Origin of the sequence: Burkholderia sp. SIMBA_051 (assembly GCF_046534915.1) — a bacterium.
In the GTDB taxonomy this organism is placed as follows: domain Bacteria; phylum Pseudomonadota; class Gammaproteobacteria; order Burkholderiales; family Burkholderiaceae; genus Burkholderia; species Burkholderia ambifaria.
This window is the reverse complement of record NZ_JAWRXS010000013.1, coordinates 62424-85058: the sequence shown is the minus strand read 5'-3', so window position 1 is coordinate 85058 and position 22635 is coordinate 62424. Positions and strand designations below refer to the sequence as shown.

Genomic DNA, 22635 nt, shown 5'->3' with positions numbered 1-22635 from the left:
CGCGTCATTCGGTGACCGGAAGCTCCGCCACGACCTTGATCTCGAAGTCGAAGCCGTAAAGCCAGGTCACGCCGACCGCGGTGAGCGCCGGATGCGGCGCGTCGCCCCAGAACTCCGGCACGACCTGCCAGACGCGCTCGAACGTCGATTGTGGATCGACCATGAACACCGTGACGTCGACCACATCGTCGAACGTGCAGCCGGCCGCGTGCAGGATCGCATTCAGGTTTCGAAACGCGAGCCGCACCTGTTCCTGCAGATCCGGCTCGGGCGTGCCGTCCTCGCGACTGCCGACCTGACCGGAGACGAACAGCAACCCGCCCGCCCGTACGGCCGGCGAGTATCGGTTGCGCTCGTACAGCGCCCGACGTCCCGGCGCAAACACCACATCGCGCTTGCCCACCTTCACCTCCATGGATCACTGGTTTCGATCGGCACACTGTACCGACCGACACCCGCGCGATAAACGACCATCCCTGTCCATGACCGTTTGTAAAATGCAAACAATTCAAATGCGAGGCACACACTCATGGATCGCTTCGATGCGATGCGCGCTTTCGTCCGGGTCGTCGAGGCGGGCAGCTTCACGAAGGCCGCCGAGACGCTGCATATGAGCAAGACCACGGTCACGCAGCTGGTCCAGCAGCTCGAGGCGCGCTTGCGGGTCCGGCTGCTGAACCGGACGACGCGCAAGATCAACGTCACGCCGGACGGCATCGCGTACTACGAGCGCGCGACCCGGCTGCTCGCCGACATGGACGACGCCGAAACGAGCCTGTCGAGCGCATCGGCGGTGCCACGAGGCCGGCTGCGCGTTGATGTGCCGAGTCCGTTCGCGCGGCTGATCCTGATCCCCGCGCTGCCGGCCTTCCTCGCCCGCTATCCGGACATTCAGCTCGACATGGGCGTGAGCGACCGCACCGTCGACATCATCGGCGAGAACGTGGATTGCGTCGTGCGCGGCGGCGAGCCGAACGATCAGTCGATGGTCGCCCGGCGCGTGGCGGACCTGTCGCTCGGCATCGTTGCGTCGCCCGGCTATCTCGCGCTCGCAGGCACGCCTTCGCATCCCGCGGAACTCGAAAACTCGCATCACCGCATCGTCGGGTTCTCGTGGGGACGCGCGGGCAAACTCTATCCGCTCGTCATGCATCACGGCGGCGAGACCATCGCGGTGCAAGGCCGTTGCGCGCTCGCCGTCGATGACGGCAATGCCTATCTCGCGGCCGGCGTGGCCGGCCTCGGCATCATGTGGCTGCCGCACTATATGGCGAAAGTGCATCTGGAACGCGGCGAACTCGTCACGCTGTTCGAAGACTGGCAACTCGATCCGATGCCGCTATATATCGCGTATCCGCCGAACCGCCACGTCAGTGCCAAACTGCGTGCGTTCATCGACTGGGTCGTCGAGCTGATGAACGCCCCTGCTCCCGTGGAGCCGCAATGAGCACGTTACGTGCGTCATGCGCGACCGCGCCCTTCGTCAGGGTGGTGGCGGCATCCGCGTCGGATCATGCGCGGGCCGCCCGTTCCGCTGCCTCTCCGGCGGATGACGCCAGCTCGTCGATCCGCATCGCACGCAGCAACACGGGCCGATCGACCATCTTCCCGTCGACCGTCACCACGCCGCCATTCGACTCGCGCATCGCATCGAGCACCTGCCGCGCCCAGCGCACCTCATCCTCGCTCGGCCGATAGCACTGGTGCACGAATGCGATCTGTTTCGGGTGAATGCACAGCTTCGCGCCGAATCCCAGTTGCTTCCCGTTGAGCGCGTCACGCGCGATCCGTTCCCCGTCGTGAATGTCCGGCGTCACGCCGTCGACCGGCGACTCGATTCCGGCCACCCGCGAAATCAACGTCAGTTGCGACCGAAAGTGATTGAGCGAAACGCCATCGTCCGACATGCCCATGTCCGCGATGAAATCGAGCGTGCCGAACATCAGCCGCGCGACGTACGGCGCTTTCGCGATATCGAGCGCGTTCCACATGCCGTGCGCGCTTTCGATCAACGGATAGATGGGCACACGCCGGCGTGCAAGCGCGACGGCCGCGCACACATCGTCCGCATGCGCGGCCTTCGGCAGCACGATTCCCGCGACGCCCTTCAACGCGCCGAGCGCGGCATCGGCCTCGAACCACGGCGTATTGCGCGCATTGATCCGCACGAGCACCGGATGCTCGGGCGAAACCCACTGGGCGATCGCGTCACGCGCCGCCGCTTTCGCGTCCGGTTCGACGGCATCCTCGAGATCGATGATGACCGCGTCGGCGCCACTTGCGAGCGCCTTGTCGAACCGCTCGGGCTTGTTCCCGGGCACGAACAGGTAAGACTGGGCGAGCGCCGAGCGTCCGGTACCGGCACGCATCGCAGCATCAGACGGCATCGACCACCTCCGGAACCCGTGCGAACCGATCGCCGACGAGGCCGCAACCGGCCACTGCCCGTGACGCACCAAGCGCTGCCGACAGCTTGTCCGCCAGCGGCTCCAGCACCAACGCGAAGTGCTCGCCGCTGCTGCCCGGCCCCCGTCTTGCGTTCACGATCTTCACGCGCTGCGCCTCCATCGATTCGTTGGCTTCAACCGGTTTCGTCGGCCATTACACGCGGAAACCCGTTCGGCGACCACTATCGATTGACTCTGCCGGTCATAGCCCGAACCTATTGCGCCGCACGTGTCCCGGCGCGCACGACCCCGTGCGGCATCCCGCGATTGAAACGGCCCGGCAGGCCCATGACGCGATGCGCCCGCATCGCTGCACACCGAAGCACACGGTCAGATCTTCAGCGTCATCGACAGATATTTGAATACGGTCGAGACCCGCAGCAGATGTCGCGACTCCCGGTGGGTCAGCACCCACAGCTCGGTCTGGCAGTCGTGCAGGACATCGGTCAGTTGCACGAGATCGGAGCGGCCGCGGGTCAGGAACGTCGGCAGGATGCCGACGCCCATGCCGAGGGCGACCAGCTCCATCACGGTCAGGATACTGTTGACCTTGTAGTGCGGCACCACTTTCCTGAAATGACGTTTGCGCCAGATGACCGACGGGTGGCCCGGAAGCGCGTCGTCCGGCGCAATCCAGCGTGCCTGGCCCGCCGTGACGTCCTCATAGCAGCGTGCGGCGTCGTAGTGCTTGGACGCGAACAGCGCCACGTCGATCGACCCGACATGCTTGCCCACGAGATATTCCGGCGGCTGCTTGGTCGCACGCACCGCGATATCGGCATCGCGGCGCCCCAGGTCGGCGATCTCGTTGCCCGTGTGCAGCTCGTACGCGAGCCGCGGGTGGATGGCTTCCATCTGCTTCAACGCCGGCCCGACCAGCCCGTGCAGAATCGTGTCGGTGGTGGTGATGCGCACCGTGCCCGACACTTCCTCGGGCGCTTGTTGCGCGATCGAGCGGGCCGATTCCACCTGCACTTCCACCTGCTCCGCGTGTTCGGCCAGCGCCAGCGCGATTTCCTTCGCGCGATAGCCTGAGCGGGACCGTTCAAACAACTGCTGCTGCAGGCCGCGCTCGATCCGCCGGAGGTTGCGAAACACGGTCGAAGCATCCACGTCGAGTCGCTCGCCCGCCTGAACCAGCGTGCCCGAGCGGGACAGCGCCAGGATCGTTTCGAGGTCTGCCGCGCTGAGTTTGTATGGCATCCAGTTATCCCCCGTGCATTGCATTTTTGCATTCCGTCATTGTAATTATGCGTATTATTAAAGCATATCCGCAATGCTAAATTCGGTGCCGCTTTGCTAACTCTCGCAATGGGTGCCGTTATGAATCAATCGATTTCGACCAGTGACCAGGCCGCCGCCTATGGCGCGTTGCTGCTCCGCGTGGCGCTGGGCGTCATGTGGATTTCCCATTCACTGCTGAAACTGCTGGTCTTTACCCTGCCGGGTACCGCGCAGTATTTCCAGAGCGTCGGCTACCCCGGCTTCCTCGCCTATCCGGTCTTCACGGCCGAGCTGGCCGGTGGCATCGCGCTCGTGCTGGGCGTCTATGCGCGCCAGGTCGCATTGTTGCTGGTGCCGATCATGGTGTGCGCGACGCGTGTGCACCTGCCCAATGGCTGGGTGCATACGAGCCAGGGCGGCGGCTGGGAATACCCGGTGTTCCTGATCGTCGCGTCCGTCGCACTGTGGCTGCTCGGCGATGGTGCGCTGGCGGTACGGCGCAGCCCGCGCTTCGCGCTTGGCGCGGCCTGACACGGCGAGGTGACGACATGAGCACGCCGCAATACCACCTCGTCAGCCATGTGCTGTGCCCGTACGTCCAGCGCGCCGTCATCGTGCTGACCGAAAAAGGCGTGCCGTTCGAACGGACGGACGTCGACCTGGGCAACAAGCCGGACTGGTTTCGCCGGATTTCCCCGCTCGGCAAGACCCCCGTGCTGGTCGTCGATGGCGCGCCCATCTTCGAATCGGCCGTGATCTGCGACTACCTCGACGAGACGCTCGCGCCGCGGCTGCATCCCGATGCGCCGCTCGAGCGGGCGCGGCACCGCGCCTGGGTCGAGTTCGCATCGGCGCTGCTGAACGCCGTGTGGGGCTTCTACACCGCGCCGGATGAAACGGCGCTGGCCGCGAAAACCCGTGACATCCGCGCACGATTCGAGCAGCTCGAAGACACGCTCGGCGCCGGCCCGTATTTTGGCGGCGCGCACTTCAGCATCGTGGACGCGGCCTTCGGGCCGGTGTTCCGGTACTTCGACGTGTTCGAGCAGATCGACGACTTCGGCTTCTTCGCGGGCCTGCCCAAGGTCACCGCGTGGCGGCAACGGCTCGCCGAAAGGCCGTCCGTGCGCGCGGCGGTCCGGGCCGATTATCCGCAACTGCTGATGGACTTCCTGCTCAAGCGCGGCTCGATGCTGTCGACGCGTATCCGCGATCAGGTCTTGCGCATCCAGGATTGAACTGAACCCCTTTTACATGCCGGCGCCGAACAGGCGCCGGCAGCTTCGCTGCGCCCATTCCAACTCCAACAAGGATCCATTCCGTGACTGCAGAAACCATAGAGTTGCCGCACTCGAGCATCAGCAATGTTCAGGCGAAGGCAGACATCACTCAGCACGAAATCGCCGCACTGCGCACGCGTTACAACCTGGCGGATGCGCACACGCACCAGGATCAAAGCGCCACTCAACGTGCGATCGTCGCGAGCCTGCCCGACCTCTGGTACGCGGCGGCCAACCAGACACAGTACAAGAGCGAGCAGGAGTTCATCCACGCGTTCTATTCGTTGCACGGCCAGCACCGCGCGTTGCAGCGACACGACGAGATCTATCTCGTCTACGCGGCCTCGATCGCCATGCATATCACCGCCACGTATCTGCAGAAGAAGCGCATGCGTGTCGGGCTGATCGAGCCTTGCTTCGACAACCTGCATGACCTGATGAAGCACATGCAGGTGCCGATGGTACCGCTTCGGGAAGAGATCCTTCAGGATCCTGCCCAGATCTACGACAATCTCGTCGCGCGCGTGGATAGCCTCGACGCCGTCTTTCTGGTCGATCCCAACAACCCGACGGGCTTCAGCCTCTTCAGCCTCTTCAGCCCGACCGACCACGCGTTCCGCGAAGTCGTGCGCTTCTGCGTGGACCATGACAAGCTCCTCGTCATGGATTTTTGCTTCGCGTCGTTCATCCTCGCGTCCGGCCAGCCCCGCCCCGATGTGTACGAGATTCTCGAGGATTCCGGCGTGCGCTATATCGCGATGGAGGACACCGGCAAGACATGGCCGCTGCAGGATGCGAAATGCGCGACGCTGACGTGCAGCCGCAACCTGACCGACGACATCTATCCGATCGTCACCAGCGTGCTGCTGAACGTGTCGCCGTTCGTGCTGAAACTGGTCACCGAGTACGTGCTCGACAGCGCTCGCGACGGCTTTGCTTCGGTGCGCGACCTGCTCGACACGAATCGTGAGATCGCACGTACGCGGCTCGACGGCGGATTGCTGCGCTACCGGACGCCGGCCGTGGCAACCAGCGTCGCGTGGTTCGAGATCACCGACCCGAACTGGAGCGCGGACGCGCTGCAGGCCTATCTGCTGACGCACAACATCTATGTGCTGTCCGGCAAATATTTCTACTGGAGTAATCCGGCCAGGGGGCAGCGCTATATCCGGATTGCGCTCGCGCGTGAAACGCCGGTATTCGCGTCAGCGGTCGATGCAATCAACGGTGCGCTCAAGGAGCTGCAGCAATGACGCGGCCGCCCCTGTTCATCGACGCCAGCTTCTTCCTCGGCATGCACCACGGCAATGAGCGTCACCGCCTGAAGTCGCTCGCCTACTTCTCGCGCCACCTGTCCGGGCAGCCGCGGATGAATTACGAGCAGATCGGCATCTGCGACGCAGTCATCTGGACCCAGCGCCGCGAAGTCCAGGATCTCTATTACCCGTTCATGGATCGGCTCCACACCGACATGGCCATCCAGCGCAGCGGGTACACCTACCACGAGATCGATACCGCGCTGAGCGATCCGCACCTGCGGGCGTTGACGCCGGAGCGCGCGCTGCTCGCGGCGCAGGTGCTGCGCAGCCAGGGATCGCTGGCGACGCACGATCCCGTCCTGCTCGGCCTCGACTGCCTGCAGGGCCGCATCTGGACCGCACCGCCCGGCGACGATCAGCCGGTCGCGTTTCCGCCGGAACTGCAAGCGCTGTACGAAGCGTCGCGCGCATTCATTCACCACGATGAAGAACCCACCCATGGCAACTGATGTCTTCGTTCCGTTGATCACGCCGGTCGATGCCGACGGCAAGGTATGCGGCCGCAGTGTCGCGCACCTCCTCGCGTCGTTGCGTGTGTCCGCAAGCGGGTACATTCCGTGCCTGACCTCGGGGGAAGGCTGGCGCCTGACCGACCGGCAGTGGGAGGACATGCTCGCGTTCACGCTCGAACACGCCGGCGATCGTCGTGTCGTGGTCGGCATCGAGCGGCCGTCGACCGAAGAGGTGATCGCCCGCGCGAAGCGCGCCCGGCAACTGGGGGCGACCGGCGTCATGCTGACCTCGCCGTTCGGCGCATCCGTCGGACAGGACGCGATATTCGCTCACTACCGGCAGGTGCACGATGCGACCGACCTGGATGTCTACATTTACAACGAGTCCAGCCTGTCCGGCAACGAGACGTCGGTCGAGACGCTGCTCGCCATTGCGTCGCTGCCGCGTGTCGTCGGCATCAAGGACTCCGCGGAGGCCGCACCCGACATCGATCTGATCAACACGCTGCAACGGCACGGCCTGAAGTACTTCGTCGGCTGGGAACATCATCTGGGCGCCGGGCTGCCGGCGGATGGCTGCGTGGTGTCCCTGGCCAATCTCGAACCGGCGCTATGCCGCGTCGCGGCCGCGCTCGGGGGCGGTGTGCTGAAGAACGAGGTGGACAGGCTCACAGCGGCCTATTCGCTGCTCAGCGAGGACTGGTATGCGCAAGTCAAGGCGGAGCTCTTCACGCGCGGCATCATCTCCTCCCCGCAACCTGCGGGACAGTGAGGAATCGACATGCCCTCCCCGACACAGAAAGACCTGTACCTCTCCAACCGGGCAAGATTGCAGGCGCCGTGGGATCGGGACGACGCCGTCGACGCATTCGAGCGCGAATGGATCGCCCGACGCCTCGGCGAGCTGCCGGACATCGCGCTGCCTGCTTCGCTGGCCGAACTGAAGGCCGCGCTCGCGCAGCAGATCGCGGCGGAGCAGCGTGCCCCTCAGGCCGAGGCCGAGTATGTCGCTGAACACATGCCGCCGGACGAGTTCCGCATCCTCGTCCAGGAGTTCGCGATCGACGGATTGACGGAGGCGCAGGTCTTCTATTACGTGCTGCCTCGCCTGCCCCTCGAAGCGCAGATGCCGCTGCTGCGGATCATGATCGACGAGTTCGGCTCGGGCAATCTCAAGCGCGCGCATACGACGCTGTACGTCAACCTGCTGCGCGAGCTCGGCATGCCGACCGCGCTCGCGTTCTATCTGGACCAGGTCGGCACGTCGAGCTTCGAGTTCGTCAACCTGTTCTTCTGGCTGGCGCTACGCGCCGACGACGCATCGTATTTCGCCGGCGCGCTCACCTACCTCGAGACGGCCATTCCCGCGTTCTTCGAGTGCTACGCACGGGCATGCCGGCGGCTGAAAGTGGACGCGCACGCGTACTACACCGAGCACCAGCACATCGACGGCTTCCACGCGGTCGAAGGCCAGAAGTTGCTGGCGGCGATGCATGCCACCCGCACGCTCGACGCCGCGAAAGCGTGCCAGGGCGCGCGACTGATGAGCCACGTGACGGACCTGGCTTTCAGGAACGCGGTGACCCACGCGCAGCAATGCGGGAAATCGCTCGAGCAGGTGGCGGTCGAATGACGATGGCGCACGACAACTACGAGGAAACGGGCCACTTCCCGGTCGATATCGACGGGCGCAGATATCACATTCCCAACCATTGCCCGCATCGTGCGGGGCGGTTGCGGTACGGACACGTCGACACGCAGCGCAAGACGATCACGTGCCCGCTTCATCACTCGGTCTTCTGTCTCGAATCGGGCCGGCAGATCGCGGGAGTCGAATGCGGCGCGCTGGACGTCGGACATGCATCGATCAACGGCATCGACACACGGGAGACCGCGCCATCCGGCGGCGCGGTGCCCGTCACGATTTCTCCAGACAAGGACAAGCGCATGCAATACGTGCCCGAGCAATTGTGGACACCTTTCTCCGAATCCCTTCTCGGCTGGGACGACGCGTTCCACGACCTCATGCTCAACGACCGGTTGCGCATGAAAGCCTACCGCGACGCGATCATGGAGACCGTCCGGCCGGGCGATCACGTCGTCGATCTCGGGACCGGCACGGGCATCCTGAGCCAATGGGCGCTGGAAGCCGGCGCGGCGCGCGTGACCGGCATCGAGATGAACACCGAGATTCTCGATCTGGCGGTGCGCCGCATGAACGACGCCGGATACGGCGCACGTTTCGTTCCGGTCAATCAGGTTTCCTATGACGTCGAACTCGACGCGCACGCCGATGTGCTGATCTCCGAGATCATCGGCAACATGGCGGACAACGAGAATTTCCAGCCGATTCTCGAAGATGCGATCCGGCGCTTCCTGAAGCCGGACGGAAGCATCCTGCCGCTGTCGGTCTCGTCGTTTCTGGTGCCTGTGGCCGCCCCCCGCGCGCACGAGGACTTGCGCGGCGGCGCGGTGTCGAGCCTCACGCCGCGGTACGACGTCGCGCAGCTCTACGAGAAAAAGGGCATCCGCTCGCCCTTCAATCTCTACTACGACTGCATTCTCCCGCGCGCGCTTTACCTGAGCGACCCGCAGCAACTGTGCCACTACGCGGGCAAATGGGATCAGCCTTCCAGCTACACGCGCCAGCTGCGTTACGTGTTGCACGCGGATGGCCTCCTGACCGGCTTCAAGTGCTGTTTCACGGCCGCGCTGACGGCTGGCACCGTGCTGGACATTTCCGGCGGCGACGTGCCGGCGGGCGAGACGTCCGACAGCTGGAAGCACGCCTATCTGCCGATCGAGTGCCCGATCGAGGTTCAGGCAGGCGACACGTTGAACCTGTCGTTCAGCCGGCGCTATCCCGACGGAGGCGAAACGGGGTTCCAGCAGTTGTACGCGTGGCGCGGCACGGTGGAACGGCAAGGCAACCTCGTCGGTCGGTTCGCGCAGGACATGGGCGAGTAGCGTAGCGCCGGGCACCGCGATGCCGGGGCCGTCGGCCGGGCATTGTGCTGCCCTGCACAAATCAGGATCGGGTTGCGCCGGCGGCGGGCACGAAGTGCCACCGGCGCAATCGCCGTCGCCCGATCGGCCGTGAGACGGTGCTAGCGCAAACCCGGGTCCGGTTGCACTGTTCATCGCCATTCTGGTCCTGTATTGTCCTTCCATCCCCGGTTGCCGAACCGGTGCATGGGAGGCTCACGATGCAGAAAAAGAATGCTGCAGCCGTCTGGATCCTGGTCGCGATGGTGGCGGGCATCGTGATCGGCTACATGATCTACACGAGCTTTCCCGACAAGAAAGCCACCACCGAAATCGCCGGTTACATCTCGCTCGTCTCCGACGTGTTCCTGCGCTTGATCAAAATGGTGATCGGGCCGCTCGTGTTCTCCACGCTGGTCGTCGGCATCGCGCACATGGGCGACGCGGCATCGGTCGGGCGCGTGTTCGTGAAGGCGTTCGGCTGGTTCGTCACCGCGTCGCTGATCTCGCTGCTGCTCGGCCTGTTCATGGCGAACCTGCTCCGCCCCGGCGACAACCTCGGCTTGCCGCTGCCGGACATCGGCGCCTCCGCGAACCTCGCGACCTCCAAGTTCACGCTGAAGGATTTCGTCGGCCACATGGTGCCGAAGTCGTTCGCCGAGGCAATGAGCAACAACGAAATCCTGCAGATCGTCGTGTTCTCGATGTTCTTCGGCGTGGCGCTCGCCGCGCTCGGCGAGCGCGGCAAGATCCTCGTCGCCGCGATCGACCAGCTGTCGCACGTGATGCTCAAGATCACCGGCTACGTGATGAAGCTCGCGCCGCTCGCGGTGCTGGCCGCGATGGCCGCGACCGTCGCGGTCAACGGGCTGTCTGTGTTGCTGAAGTTCGCGGTGTTCATGGGCGACTTCTACCTCAGCCTGTTCCTGCTCTGGGCGCTGCTCGTCTGTGCGGGGATGGTGTTCCTCGGCCGTCGTGTGTTCAAGCTGCTGGCGCTGATCAAGGAAGCATTCATGCTGTCGTTCGCGACCGCGAGCTCGGAAGCCGCGTACCCGAAGATCCTCGATGCACTCGATCGGTTCGGCGTGCGACGCAAGATCTCGAGCTTCGTGATGCCGATGGGTTATTCGTTCAACCTCGACGGCTCGATGATGTACTGCACGTTCGCGTCGCTGTTCATCGCGCAGGCATACAACGTGCACCTGTCGCTCGGCACGCAGATCACGATGCTGCTGGTGCTGATGCTCACGTCGAAGGGGATGGCCGGCGTGCCGCGCGCATCGCTCGTCGTGATCGCGGCCACGCTGCACCAGTTCGGGCTGCCGGAGGCCGGGCTGCTGCTGATCCTCGGCGTCGACACGTTCCTCGACATGGGCCGCTCGGCCACCAACGCGGTGGGCAACTCGATCGCGAGCGCCGTGGTCGCGAAATGGGAAGGCCAGCTCATGTCGGAGGCGGAAGCCGAGGCCAACCTGGCGCGCATCGAGGCGGAGCAGGAAGGCACGATCGCGCATCCGGCGGACGTCTGAACGGAGGCCCGGCGATGAAGATGCAGCGATTCTGGCGCGCGCTCGCGCTCGCAGGCCTGCTTGCCGCGGGCGCAACCGCGCGTGCCGACGATGCACCCGCCCCGCCGCCGCGCGCCGAGCCGCTCGCGCCGGCCCAACTGACCGGCACGCTCGCGAAGGTGCGCAGCAGCGGCACGATCGCGCTCGGCTATCGCGACGCGTCGATACCGTTCTCGTACCTGAATGCGCGCAACCAGCCGATCGGCTATTCGATCGAACTGTGCAAGGCGCTCGTGTCGTCGATCGAGGATGCGGTCAACAAGAGCCTGACGATCCGCTGGGTGCCGGTCACGTCCGACAACCGCATCGACGCGGTGGTCAGCGGCAACGTCGATCTGGAGTGCGGCTCCACGACGAGCAACCTCGAGCGCCAGCAGCGCGTGGCGTTCTCGCCGATCATCTTCGTGGCCGGCACGAAGGTGATGGTGAAGCGAGGCTCGCCGATCCGCTCGTTCCGCGATCTAGCGGGCAAGAAGGTCGCGGTGACGGCCGGCACGACCAACGAGAAGGCGCTGCGCGACCTTGACGCACGGTTCAAGCTCGGGATCCAGTTGCAGGTGGTGCCGGATCATGCGCAGGGCTTCGCGCTCGTCGCGAACGGCCGCGCCGATGCGTTCGCGACGGATGACGTGCTGCTGTACGGCCTGATTGCCGAGAATGCGGCCAAGGGCGGCCAGTACGACGTGGTGGGCGATTTCCTGTCATACGACCCGTACGGAATCATGTTCCGCAAGGACGATCCGCAGCTCGCGCAGGTCGTGAAGAGCACGTTCGAGGAGCTGGCCGTCGACGGCGAGATCACGCGTCAGTACAAGCGCTGGTTCCTGCGTCCGCTTCCGTCAGGCGTGAGTCTGAACCTGCCGATGAGCCAGCAACTGCAGACCATCATCGACGCGATCGGCGTCAAGAGCGATTGAGCGCGGCGGCTCGCATGACGAAATGACAACGGCCCCGGTGTCTTGCCAGACACCGGGGCCGCTCGCCGCAAGCACCGCGCTTAACCGACCCGCGCTTCGTCCTGCCGCTCGGCTTCACCGCCATCCGCGGCCGTTCGCGCCAGCACCGGCTTCAACGCCTGCCCCGTATGGCTCGCGCTCACCCGCACGAGCCCTTCCGGCGGCGCCGCCGCGACGATCGTGCCGCCGCCCACGCCGCCTTCCGGACCGAGATCGATGATCCAGTCGGCTTCCGCGATCACGTCGAGATCGTGCTCGATCACGACGACGCTATGCCCGCCGTCGACCAGCCGGTGCAGCACGCGGATCAGCTTCGCGACGTCGGCCATATGCAGGCCGACCGTCGGCTCGTCGAGCACGTACAGCGTGTGCGGCGCCTTCTGGCCGCGTCGCGTGATGTCGTCGCGCACCTTCGTGAGCTCGGTGACGAGCTTGATGCGCTGCGCCTCGCCGCCCGACAATGTTGGCGACGGCTGGCCGAGCGTCAGGTAGCCGAGGCCGACGTCCTTCATCAGCTGCAGCGGATGCGCGATATTCGAAATCGGTGCGAAGAACTCCACCGCTTCGTCGATCTCCATCGTCAGCACGTCGCCGATGTTCCGGCCGCGCCACGTGACCGCGAGCGTCTCCGGGTTGAAGCGCTGCCCGTGGCACACGTCGCACGGCACCTTCACGTCGGGCAGGAAGCTCATCCCGATCGTGCGCACGCCCTGCCCTTCGCAGGCCGGGCAGCGCCCGTCGCCGGTGTTGAACGAGAAACGCGACGCCGTGTAGCCGCGCGCACGCGCTTCCAGCGTATCGGCGAACAGCTTGCGGATCGTGTCCCACACGCCGATGTAGGTGGCCGGACACGAGCGCGGCGTCTTGCCGATCGGCGTCTGGTCGACTTCGAGCACGCGGTCGATCCGCTCCCAGCCGCTCAGCGACGCGCAGCCCTGCCATGCATGCGTGACGTTCAGCGACGGCCGCGGCGCGCTGCGCGCGAGCACGCTCGAGCGGCGGTTGGCGGCCGGCGCGTCCTGCTGCGCGGCCTTGCGCGCGCGCCGCGTGGCCGGCGACGACAGCACCGAGCGGCCGACCGCGTCGAGCAGGTTCGTCATCAGCACGTCGCGCGCGAGCGTCGACTTGCCCGAGCCGCTCACGCCCGTCACCGCCACGAGCCGCGCGAGCGGAATGCCGACGGTGACGTCGCGCAGGTTGTGCAACGTCGCGCCGTGCACGGTCAGCCAGGCCTCCGGCACCGCCGGCGCGCCCTTCTTGCCCGCCAGGCTCACCGCGCGACGCGGTTGCAGCGGGTGCGTCATCGGCTGCGCGAGCAGGCGCCCCGTCACCGAATCCGGCTGTGCGGCCAGATCGGCGACCGCCCCCTCGGCGACCAGCGTGCCGCCGCGCTTGCCGGCGCCGGGGCCGACGTCGATGATGTGATCGGCGCGGCGAATCGTGTCCTCGTCATGCTCGACGACGACGAGCGTGTTGCCCTTGTCGCCGAGCTTGCGCAGCGCGTCCAGCAGGATCCGGTTGTCGCGCGGATGCAGGCCGATCGTCGGCTCGTCGAGCACGTAGCACACGCCCTGCAGGTTGCTGCCGAGCTGCGCGGCGAGCCGGATGCGCTGGGCTTCGCCGCCCGACAGGCTCGGCGCCGCGCGATCGAGGCTCAGGTAGCCGAGCCCGACCTCCTCGAGAAACGCGAGGCGGCTGCCGATCTCGCTGACGATGTCGCGCGCGATCTGCGCGTCGCGGCCGGTCAGTTCCAGCGCGTCGATCCAGCGGCGCGTATCGGACACCGTCCACTGCGCGACCTCGACGATCGGATGCGCGTCGAACGTGACCGCGCGTGCGGACGGGTTCAGACGCGTGCCGCCGCAATCCGGGCACGGCTCGTTGCCGACGCCTTCCGGTTCCTGCTCGTCCGACGGCAGCGTCTGCTCGCGGCCGCGATCGTCCCCGGCGCGCACGGTGTCGTCGTACGCCGCGCGCTGTTCGCGCGTGAGCGTGACGCCCGTGCCGACGCAGGTCGTGCACCAGCCATGCTTGCTGTTGTACGAGAACATCCGCGGATCGAGCTCCGGATAGCTGGTGCCGCACACCGGGCACGCGCGCTTGACCGACAGCACCTTGACCTCGCCGACGCGCGCGGTCGAATGACCGTTCTGCACCGCGTGGTGCAGCCCGTCGAGCGGCGCGAGCAGGTGCATCACGCCCTTGCCGAGTTCGAGCGTCTCGTCGAGCACCCGCCGCAATTCGGCTTCGTCGTCCGGCGACACGACGATGTCGGCCACCGGCAGCTCGATCGTATGCTCGCGGAAGCGATCGAGCTTCGGCCACGGATCGACCGGCACGAACTCGCCGTCCACGCGCAGATGCGTGCTGCCGCGCGCCTTCGCCCACTTCGCGAGATCGGTATATACACCCTTGCGGTTGACGACGAGCGGCGCGAGCAGCCCGACGTGCTGGCCGCGATGATCACGCAGCAGCTGCGCGGCGATCGACTCGACCGTTTGCGACGTGACCGGCGTGCCGTCGTGGATGCAATGCTGGAGGCCGAGCTTCACATACAGCAGCCGCAGGAAGTGCCAGACTTCGGACGTGGTCGCGACCGTGCTCTTGCGACCGCCGCGCGACAGGCGCTGCTCGATCGCGACCGTCGGCGGAATGCCGTACACCGCGTCGACTTCCGGCCGCCCGGCCGGCTGCACGATCGAGCGCGCATACGCGTTCAGCGATTCGAGGTAGCGGCGCTGGCCTTCGTGGAACAGGATGTCGAACGCGAGCGTCGACTTGCCGGAACCCGACACGCCGGTGATCACGTTGAACTTGCCGTGCGGGATGTCGACGTCAAGCGCCTTCAGGTTGTGCTCGCGTGCATTGACGATCCGCACGACGTCCTCGCCCTCGATCGCGCGCCGCTCGCGGGCGGCGTTCAGCACGGATTGCAGCGGCACGCCTTCGTCGGCCAGCGCCATTTCGCCGTCCATCGCGCGGTCGTACTGCAGCAGCGCGACGCCGGTATGCGATTCCGCGCAGGCCTTCACGTCGTCGGGCGTGCCCGCGCACAGCACGCGGCCGCCGCCGTCGCCGCCTTCCGGGCCGAGATCGATCAGCCAGTCGGCCGCGCGGATCACGTCGAGATTGTGCTCGATCACGATCAGCGAATGGCCGGCCGCGAGCAGCTTGCCGAACGCCTGCATCAGCTTCGCGATGTCGTCGAAGTGCAGCCCGGTGGTCGGCTCGTCGAACATGAACAGCTTCGCCCGCGCGACGCGCGCCTCCTCGCTGGCGACGCGGCGCCCGCCAGCGGCCGCCGCCGATTCGGCGAGGAAGCCGGCCAGCTTCAGCCGCTGCGCTTCGCCGCCGGACAACGTCGGCACCGGCTGGCCGAGCTTCACGTATTCGAGACCGACGTCGACGATCGGCTGCAGCACGCGCAACACCTCGGCGTCGGTCGCGAAGAACGCGGTTGCCTCGCTGACGGTCAGGTCGAGCACGTCAGCGATGTTCAGCGCACGGCCGTCGCGCTCGATGGGCACCTCGAGAATCTCGGCGCGGTAACGGCTGCCGTCGCAGTCCGGGCAACGCAGGTAGACGTCGCTCAGGAACTGCATCTCGATGTGCTCAAAGCCCGAGCCGCCGCACGTCGGGCAACGGCCGTCGCCCGAATTGAAGCTGAACGTGCCGGCGCCGTAGCCGCGTTGCAGCGCGAGCGGCGCCTTCGCGAACAGCTTGCGGATCTCGTCGAACGCGCCGACATAGCTGGCCGGGTTCGACCGCGTGGTCTTGCCGATCGGCGACTGATCGACGAACACGACGTCGCCGACCTGGTCGGCGCCCGTCAGCTCACGGAACGCGCCCGGCGACTCGGTCGCCTTGCCGTGGTGGCGCGCCATCGCCGGATAGAGCATGTCCTGCAGCAGCGTCGACTTGCCGGAACCCGACACGCCCGTCACGCACACGAGCCGCTGCAGCGGAATCTCGACCGTCACGTCGCGCAGGTTGTGCTCGGTCGCGCCTGCGAGCACGATGCGCGGCGTGTTCGCGTCCACCGGACGGCGCGCCCAGTTCGACGCATGCGCGACGTGCTTGCGGCCGCCGAGATACTCGCCCGTCAGCGTGTGCGCGGAACGGATGTCGCCCGGCGTGCCGTCGTAGACGATCGTGCCGCCGCGCTCGCCGGGCCCCGGGCCCATGTCGATCAGCCGGTCGGCCGCGAGCATCACCGACGGATCGTGCTCGACGACGACCAGCGTATTGCCCGCGTCACGCAGCCGCTGCATCGCCTCGACGATTCGCGTGAGGTCGCGCGGATGCAGCCCGATGCTCGGTTCGTCGAGCACGAACAGCGTTTTGGTGAGCGACGTGCCGAGCGCCGTGGTCAGGTTGATCCGCTGGACCTCCCCGCCGGACAGCGTGCGGCTCTGCCGGTCGAGCGTCAGGTAGCCGAGGCCCACGTCGCACAGGTATTTCAGGCGCGTGCGCACCTCGGCGAGCAGCAGCTTCAGCGCGTCGTCGAGCAGCGCGCTCGGCAGGCTCACGTCGTCGAAGAAGCGGCGGATGCGCTCGATCGGCAGCAGCATCAGGTCGTGCACCGTCAGGCCCGGCAGCGCCTCGAGCTGCGCGCGCGTCCAGTCGACGCCGCGCGGCAGGAAGCGAGCGGCGGGCGCGAGCACCGCATCGGCGTTCGCCTTCGAGCCGAGCCGCCACTGCAGCGATTCGGTCTTCAGGCGCGCGCCGCCGCACACGTCGCACGGCGTGTAGCTGCGGTACTTCGACAGCAGCACGCGGATGTGCATCTTGTACGCCTTCGACTCGAGATAGCCGAAGAAGCGTTTGACGCCGTACCACTGGCTCTGCCACTTGCCGTTCCAGTCCGGCGAGCCGTCGATCACCCATTCGCGCTCGGCATCCGACAGCTCGGACCACGGCGTGTCGCGCGGGATGCCGGCTTTCGCCGCGTAGCGCATCAGGTCGTCCTGACATTCCTTCCAGGCGGGCGTCTGCATCGGCTTGATCGCGCCGCCGCGCAGCGTCTTGCGCGCGTCGGGGATCACGAGGCCGAGATCGACGCCGATCACGCGGCCGAAGCCGCGGCAGGTTTCGCATGCGCCGTAGGCCGAGTTGAACGAGAACAGCGCCGCCTGCGGCTCCGCATAGCGCAGGTCACTGTCGGGATCGTGCAGCCCGGTGGAGAAGCGCCACACCTGCGGCTCGGCGGTTGCGGCGAGCGCGTTGTCGGATTCCGGCGCCAGCACGTAGACGTTCACGCGGCCGCCGCCGCGCTTGAGCGACGCCTCGATCGCCTCGACCACGCGCACCTTGTCGGCCTGCTGCACGCGGAAGCGGTCGGCCACCACGTCGAGCAGCTTGCGCGGGCCGGTGGGCGACGCGACTTCGCGCTGCGCCTGCACGCGCGTGTAGCCGCTCGCGGACAGCCACTGCGCGACTTCGTCCTCCGAAGCGCTTTCCGGCAGCTCGACCGGGAACGTGACGACGACGCGCGGATCGTCGGCGCGCGTGCGCTCGACGAGTTCCGCGTAGATCGTCTCGGGCGTGTCATGCCGCACCTGCCGCGCGGTCTGGCGGTCGAACAGCTCGGCCGCGCGCGCGTACAGCAGCTTCAGGTGATCGTTGAGCTCGGTCATCGTGCCGACCGTCGAGCGCGAGCTGCGGACCGGGTTGGTCTGGTCGATCGCGATCGCGGGCGGCACGCCATCGACGCGCTCGACCTGCGGGCGGTCCATCCGGTCGAGGAACTGCCGCGCATACGCGCTGAAGGTCTCGACGTAGCGCCGCTGGCCTTCCGCGTACAGCGTGTCGAACACGAGGCTCGACTTGCCGGAGCCCGACGGGCCGGTGACGACCGTCATTTCGCCGGTGCGCAGATCGAGATCGAGGTTCTTGAGGTTGTGCTGACGTGCTCCGCGAATGCGGATCAGATTGCTGGATGACAATTTGCCTGCCCGTCTGAATGAGTTAGCCGGAATCACGGTGCCGGAACGCTGCGGCGGATGCCCGCAGACGCGGCGCACGTGCCGCACGGGTCATGCCCGCGCCGCTCGAGTTCGACGGATACTATACTGTATATTCATACAGGTGCGACCTGGAAGTCGCTATCGCAATTGTCTTGCCGATAGCAATCGGACAAGACCTGCTGTTCTGCCAGCAGTAGCCTACTCGATCGTGCGTCGCTGGTAACGGCGGGGTGCGGAGCATCGAGGACAACGATCGGGGCCGCAAGGCCTAACCCGAGCCGCGAGGCAAAGGTAACACCTGCAAGCGCCAATGCGGGAGCCGTGAGGGCTTGGATGGCATGGTTAACGGAAGTGAATCCTCGCAAGCGTCGTGAGAACAGTCCAGCCAAAGGTGCTGTCAGGCTGAGGGCAAAAGCTAAGCGATCGGGTGCATACAGTCTGTAGTGGATGCACGCAGAACATGACGTCGCCGGCGTAAAGAGGAAACCTTCGCCATCTTCGTTGCAGTAGCGGAACAGGGTAAGCCCATCCCGTCGCCCTCACCGGGCAGGCCAACCGTAAGGGAAGCTGGTGGCGGAGTGGGTAAAGGAGGTTGGAGAAAGCGAATGCCTAGCTGTAATGGCTGGGATACGAGCTGAGACATCGCTCGACACGAAAGTGGGCAGACTTCCAACTGGTCTCTCATCACGAGATAACTTGCGTAATCTTTGAAGGCGAGAAAGCAAATGAACGGGCAGTCAACGTGTGCACTGGCCGACCAAGGTACGTCGTGGCACAGCATCGACTGGAACACGGCGCGCGCCACGGTTAAAAGAATGCAGGCACGTATTGTGAAGGCGACACAGGCCGGTCGCTGGAACAGGGTCAAGGCCCTGCAACGGCTACTGACCACCTCGTTCTACGGCAAAGCGTTGGCCGTTAAACGAGTGACGGAAAACCAAGGCAAACGTACACCGGGCGTCGACAAAGTGCTTTGGTCGACCCCGGATGCCAAATACATGGCGATAGGTTCGCTGACACGATGCGGGTATCAACCGCTGCCGCTGAAGCGCATCTACATACCAAAGAGTAACGGCAAGCTGCGTCCGCTGAGCATCCCCACGATTCGAGATCGGGCGATGCAGGCACTATACCTGCTAGCCCTCGACCCCGTATCTGAAACGATCTCTGATGGCCAATCCTATGGATTCCGAAAAGAGCGATCCACTCATGATGCGATAGCACAATGCTTCATGAACGGTCGGTACCACGGCAACCCAAAGGACCGGGGCGCACGGGTCTCGGCGCAGTGGATTCTTGAAGCGGACATCCGCGGCTGCTTCGACAATATCGACCACGCGTGGCTCCTAAAGCACGTGCCGACGGACAAGGCCGTGTTGGCGAAATGGCTGAGGGCCGGTTACTTGAAGGACGGTGTATTCGCAAGGACTACCGAAGGGACGCCCCAGGGCGGCATCATCAGCCCTGTACTCGCTAACTTTGCGTTGAACGGACTGGACAAGGTTTTATCGTCTGTCTTCAAATATCCGTCACATCGCATCGCCCACAAGGTCAATCTTGTGCGATACGCCGACGACTTCGTCATCACTGGTGTGAGTCGGGACGTGCTGCAAGACACAGTCACCCCGGCAGTCACCGCCTTTCTTGCAGAGCGCGGACTGGAACTCGCTCCGGAGAAGACGAAGATCACCCACCTGACAGAAGGCTATGATTTCCTTGGCCAAAACATCCGGCGATACGGCAAGAAGTTGCTTATCAAACCGGCGCGGAAGAATGTGCAGTCCTTCCTGCAAAAGGTCCGGGAACTCATTAGACGGCTATGGTCCGCGCCGCAACATGTGCTGATCGACACCCTGAATCCTGTGATAACCGGCTGGGCCATGTACCACCGCCACGTCGTTGCGCAGGAAACCTTCTCGTACGTGGACAGCCATATCTGGTACGCACTATGGCAATGGGCCAAGCGACGCCACCCCAAGAAACGTTCGGAATGGGTACGACGACGCTACTTCCACCAAATCGGCCAGCGACGATCGATGTTCGCCGTCGCCACCGATCAAATGGACAACAGCGGACATCCCCTGCTTCGAGCACTTCGGACGGCGGCGAGCATGACCATCGAACGGCATCCGAAAGTCCAGTCGGACGCCAACCCCTACGACCGGGCGTGGTATGCCTACTTCGCGCAGCGCGCTGCGATCCGAAGTCGGGTCTCCCGCGCACGCCGCAAGGGGCAAGGCCGCAGTTAGCACGCGTGCTGTCATAGAGCAGGTACATACGCCGGTCGGTACGTTGTGCCGCCGGGTTAGTTTAACCACCGGCCTTATAGAGGCTTGAGCCGTATGCGGGGAAACTCGCACGTACGGTTCTTAGGGGGCGGCGGCGCAGCAATGCGCCGTCGCTACCCGACTTTTTCCAACCACGGCTGCATCGTGCCGGAAACGTTCGCACGATTGCGACATCCGTGTGTCGCGTTGGCCCGACCCCGTTGTTACGTATAGCGAAGCGTCGCGCGGGCAAGTAAGAATTCCCTGAAAAATGCGGGCGTTCCGGCGCTTTTTACCACCAGCGACATTCTTACGACGAATTCACAAAATGTCACAATCGCGTTCATTGGCCATGATTTATATTCCCTAACCGGTTGTTCCGCACGCATCAAAAGGCAAACGTTTGCGTGCTCGTAAAGCCATGTTTTGCCATGTAAATCGAGAAGGCCAACCACGATATTCGGGGGCACGAATGCGCATTTTGGTTGTGGAGGACGATCCCGTTCAGGCGGAGGAAGTGCAGAACGCGCTCGCTCCGTTCTGTCACACGATCAAGGTCGTCGTCGATGGAGAGCAGGCGCTGCGTTACCTGCGATCCGAGTCGGTCGACGCGGTCGTCCTCGACTGGCACTTGCCGTGTCTGACCGGCATCGAAGTGCTGAACTGGATTCGCACGCGCGCCGACGTCGAATACGGCGTGCTGTTCCTGACCAGCCGCGTGCAGGAGCTCGATGTCGTCAGAGCGCTCGAAGCCGGCGCCGACGACTATCTGAGCAAACCGTTCCGTGCGGAAGAACTGGCTGCACGGGTCAATGCGTTGCTGCGCCGCGTCGCACGCAACGTGAAGCGGGACGAGCCGATTCGGGCCGGCGAGTATCTGCTGGACCCTGTGCATCGGGCCGTGAAGCTGCGCGGCAGCACGATCGAATTGACGACGAAGGAATTCCAGCTCGTTGCGTGCCTGTTCAATAACATCGGCAAAATCATGTCCCGAGAGCAGCTCGCAACGACGGCCTGGGGACGAGAGCTGGGAACGGAATCGCGTTCGCTCGATACCCACATCTACCGAATCCGGCAAAAGCTGAAGCTCGGCATCGAGAATGGCTTGCGCCTGTCCGCGATTTATACGTTGGGCTATCGACTGGATCAGACCAAGGCGACACCCGAGCTGCATTGCAGCCCGGAGGTGATGATGGAAAGTCGCGTGTGAGTTTCAGTTGGATGCCGGTGGCGGCGTCGCAGGCAATACGCGTCGTCTGCGCGCCGACGATTCTCGTCGAGCGAACGGCTCGACGCCCGCATCTCGCCGGCAAGCGAATCGGTTAATCCGAGCCGCGTCGCGTATACGATCCTGCGGCGACAAATCCGGGCGAACCACTGCCGGATACGAATGACGTCGTGCTCCACATAGTTCACGCTGCCTGCCGCCGGTGTCGGGCAGCGACCACCTTCCCCGCCTCCCCGTCGATCGATACGTCCGGCATTCTTCCATCCTGCTTCGGCTCGCCTTCCTCCCACGGTTGCTTCGGATTCCTTTGTTGTCGAACGATCAGCAATTGATCCGGGTCTCGCCGACCGCTCGGCCGCATTCTTTTCCAGGCGTTATTTCCGCGCAAGATTGCATTCATCAATCGTGTACGAGCCGATGAAAATCACCGTGTCGTCACAGTTTTAAAACTTACGCCACAGGTGACAAATGTTCACTTTTTAATTCCCCGATACTCTCCTAACATCTAGCCATCACAAGGATCATTAAATTAAGCATTTTTATATTTTCGATACAGCACGAAACCATCGATGCGATAACAAAGAAACACCACCGAAAGAACGTTTCGCGAACACGTCACATGGCCCGCGCCGCCGAGAGTCGACTCGATCATCTCAGGACGTAGCCATGCTTATCGCATCACGACATTGAGTGGTTTTTTCAGTTCGGATCAGTCAACAAAGATTTATATAGCGCATCGGGCATTTATTAAAGTAACGGCGATATATCGCCAATCGTGACGTATCTATATCGAGATTAAGAGATGTCAAATCTCCCGAGACGATTCATGGTCGTCGACACTGCATCCGGCCACACCGCATATTGCCGACCCATGGCGACGACGTGCCGCATTCGCGCAACCTCAACCGGGCTCCACGCCGCCCGACTCGCGCTCTATTCCCGG

At 64.6% G+C, this 22635-nt stretch carries 16 protein-coding genes and 1 pseudogene; 12 read left to right on the top strand and 5 right to left on the bottom strand.

Annotated features, from left to right (window positions below; all coding sequences use genetic code 11):
- Positions 1–4: 4 nt before the first annotated feature.
- Positions 5–403 (bottom strand): RidA family protein, encoded by a 399-nt coding sequence (locus SB771_RS27650; protein WP_175661723.1) that lies wholly within the window; start codon positions 401–403, stop codon positions 5–7.
- Between the two features lie 126 nt (positions 404–529).
- Here SB771_RS27650 and SB771_RS27645 point away from each other — a divergent pair, with 126 nt between their 5' ends.
- Positions 530–1447 (top strand): LysR family transcriptional regulator, encoded by a 918-nt coding sequence (locus SB771_RS27645; RefSeq protein WP_175661669.1) that lies wholly within the window; start codon positions 530–532, stop codon positions 1445–1447.
- A 64-nt stretch (positions 1448–1511) separates the two neighbouring features.
- Here the strand turns inward: SB771_RS27645 and SB771_RS27640 are convergent, their stop codons facing one another.
- From SB771_RS27640 to SB771_RS27630, 3 genes and pseudogenes are all read right to left on the bottom strand, one after another.
- Positions 1512–2387, bottom strand: a complete 876-nt coding sequence (locus SB771_RS27640) for an HpcH/HpaI aldolase/citrate lyase family protein (protein ID WP_175661670.1) — start codon at positions 2385–2387, stop codon at positions 1512–1514.
- Between the two features lie 34 nt (positions 2388–2421).
- Positions 2422–2547: pseudogene (locus SB771_RS27635) on the bottom strand (electron transfer flavoprotein subunit alpha/FixB family protein); the annotation flags it as partial.
- A 230-nt stretch (positions 2548–2777) separates the two neighbouring features.
- Complete coding sequence (locus SB771_RS27630; RefSeq protein WP_175661671.1) at positions 2778–3650, bottom strand: LysR family transcriptional regulator; 873 nt, start codon at positions 3648–3650, stop codon at positions 2778–2780.
- A gap of 120 nt (positions 3651–3770) precedes the next feature.
- Between SB771_RS27630 and SB771_RS27625 the strand changes: the two genes are divergently transcribed.
- The 9 genes from SB771_RS27625 (at position 3771) to SB771_RS27585 (ending at position 12192) form a co-directional block, all read left to right on the top strand.
- Positions 3771–4202 carry a DoxX family protein gene (locus tag SB771_RS27625; RefSeq protein WP_175661672.1) on the top strand — a complete coding sequence of 144 codons (432 nt, stop codon included), beginning with the start codon at positions 3771–3773 and terminating at the stop codon, positions 4200–4202.
- A gap of 17 nt (positions 4203–4219) precedes the next feature.
- Positions 4220–4909 (top strand): glutathione S-transferase family protein, encoded by a 690-nt coding sequence (locus tag SB771_RS27620; RefSeq protein WP_175661673.1) that lies wholly within the window; start codon positions 4220–4222, stop codon positions 4907–4909.
- Between the two features lie 83 nt (positions 4910–4992).
- Positions 4993–6204, top strand: coding sequence for an aspartate/tyrosine/aromatic aminotransferase (locus SB771_RS27615; protein WP_244096839.1), 1212 nt, complete (start codon positions 4993–4995; stop codon positions 6202–6204).
- Positions 6201–6719 (top strand): DUF6190 family protein, encoded by a 519-nt coding sequence (locus tag SB771_RS27610; RefSeq protein ID WP_175661674.1) that lies wholly within the window; start codon positions 6201–6203, stop codon positions 6717–6719. Before SB771_RS27615 ends, SB771_RS27610 begins: the two co-directional genes overlap by 4 nt.
- Positions 6709–7494 carry a dihydrodipicolinate synthase family protein gene (locus SB771_RS27605; RefSeq protein WP_175661675.1) on the top strand — a complete coding sequence of 262 codons (786 nt, stop codon included), beginning with the start codon at positions 6709–6711 and terminating at the stop codon, positions 7492–7494. Before SB771_RS27610 ends, SB771_RS27605 begins: the two co-directional genes overlap by 11 nt.
- Positions 7495–7503: 9 nt before the next feature.
- Complete coding sequence (locus tag SB771_RS27600; protein WP_175661676.1) at positions 7504–8355, top strand: iron-containing redox enzyme family protein; 852 nt, start codon at positions 7504–7506, stop codon at positions 8353–8355.
- Positions 8352–9689 carry a methyltransferase domain-containing protein gene (locus tag SB771_RS27595; protein WP_175661677.1) on the top strand — a complete coding sequence of 446 codons (1338 nt, stop codon included), beginning with the start codon at positions 8352–8354 and terminating at the stop codon, positions 9687–9689. Before SB771_RS27600 ends, SB771_RS27595 begins: the two co-directional genes overlap by 4 nt.
- A 239-nt stretch (positions 9690–9928) precedes the next feature.
- Positions 9929–11236 (top strand): dicarboxylate/amino acid:cation symporter, encoded by a 1308-nt coding sequence (locus tag SB771_RS27590; protein WP_011661123.1) that lies wholly within the window; start codon positions 9929–9931, stop codon positions 11234–11236.
- 14 nt (positions 11237–11250) lie between these two features.
- Positions 11251–12192, top strand: a complete 942-nt coding sequence (locus tag SB771_RS27585) for an amino acid ABC transporter substrate-binding protein (RefSeq protein ID WP_175661678.1) — start codon at positions 11251–11253, stop codon at positions 12190–12192.
- 80 nt (positions 12193–12272) lie between these two features.
- Here SB771_RS27585 and uvrA read toward each other — a convergent pair whose 3' ends face one another.
- Positions 12273–18176 (bottom strand): excinuclease ABC subunit UvrA, encoded by a 5904-nt coding sequence (gene uvrA / locus SB771_RS27580; RefSeq protein ID WP_410721829.1) that lies wholly within the window; start codon positions 18174–18176, stop codon positions 12273–12275.
- Positions 18177–18922: 746 nt separating this feature from the next.
- On the opposite strand from uvrA, the gene ltrA reads away from it, so the two are divergent.
- Both ltrA and SB771_RS27570 read left to right on the top strand, forming a co-directional pair.
- A complete protein-coding gene (gene ltrA / locus SB771_RS27575; RefSeq protein ID WP_124477645.1) occupies positions 18923–20446 on the top strand; it encodes a group II intron reverse transcriptase/maturase in 1524 nt (507 codons plus the stop codon).
- Positions 20447–20867: 421 nt separating this feature from the next.
- The gene (locus SB771_RS27570) at positions 20868–21674 is read left to right on the top strand and encodes a response regulator transcription factor (RefSeq protein ID WP_244096838.1); all 807 of its coding nucleotides are present in this window, start codon (positions 20868–20870) and stop codon (positions 21672–21674) included.
- Positions 21675–22635: the final 961 nt, after the last annotated feature.

What these genes read in the sequence shown, in the direction of transcription:
- SB771_RS27645 (WP_175661669.1), top strand. Translation starts at nt 530, where the DNA reads ATGGATCGCTTCGATGCGATGCGCGCTTTCGTCCGGGTCGTCGAGGCG.
- SB771_RS27640 (WP_175661670.1), bottom strand. Translation starts at nt 2,387, where the DNA reads ATGCCGTCTGATGCTGCGATGCGTGCCGGTACCGGACGCTCGGCGCTC.
- SB771_RS27630 (WP_175661671.1), bottom strand. Translation starts at nt 3,650, where the DNA reads ATGCCATACAAACTCAGCGCGGCAGACCTCGAAACGATCCTGGCGCTG.
- SB771_RS27625 (WP_175661672.1), top strand. Translation starts at nt 3,771, where the DNA reads ATGAATCAATCGATTTCGACCAGTGACCAGGCCGCCGCCTATGGCGCG.
- SB771_RS27620 (WP_175661673.1), top strand. Translation starts at nt 4,220, where the DNA reads ATGAGCACGCCGCAATACCACCTCGTCAGCCATGTGCTGTGCCCGTAC.
- SB771_RS27610 (WP_175661674.1), top strand. Translation starts at nt 6,201, where the DNA reads ATGACGCGGCCGCCCCTGTTCATCGACGCCAGCTTCTTCCTCGGCATG.
- SB771_RS27605 (WP_175661675.1), top strand. Translation starts at nt 6,709, where the DNA reads ATGGCAACTGATGTCTTCGTTCCGTTGATCACGCCGGTCGATGCCGAC.
- SB771_RS27600 (WP_175661676.1), top strand. Translation starts at nt 7,504, where the DNA reads ATGCCCTCCCCGACACAGAAAGACCTGTACCTCTCCAACCGGGCAAGA.
- SB771_RS27595 (WP_175661677.1), top strand. Translation starts at nt 8,352, where the DNA reads ATGACGATGGCGCACGACAACTACGAGGAAACGGGCCACTTCCCGGTC.
- SB771_RS27590 (WP_011661123.1), top strand. Translation starts at nt 9,929, where the DNA reads ATGCAGAAAAAGAATGCTGCAGCCGTCTGGATCCTGGTCGCGATGGTG.
- SB771_RS27585 (WP_175661678.1), top strand. Translation starts at nt 11,251, where the DNA reads ATGAAGATGCAGCGATTCTGGCGCGCGCTCGCGCTCGCAGGCCTGCTT.
- ltrA (WP_124477645.1), top strand. Translation starts at nt 18,923, where the DNA reads ATGAACGGGCAGTCAACGTGTGCACTGGCCGACCAAGGTACGTCGTGG.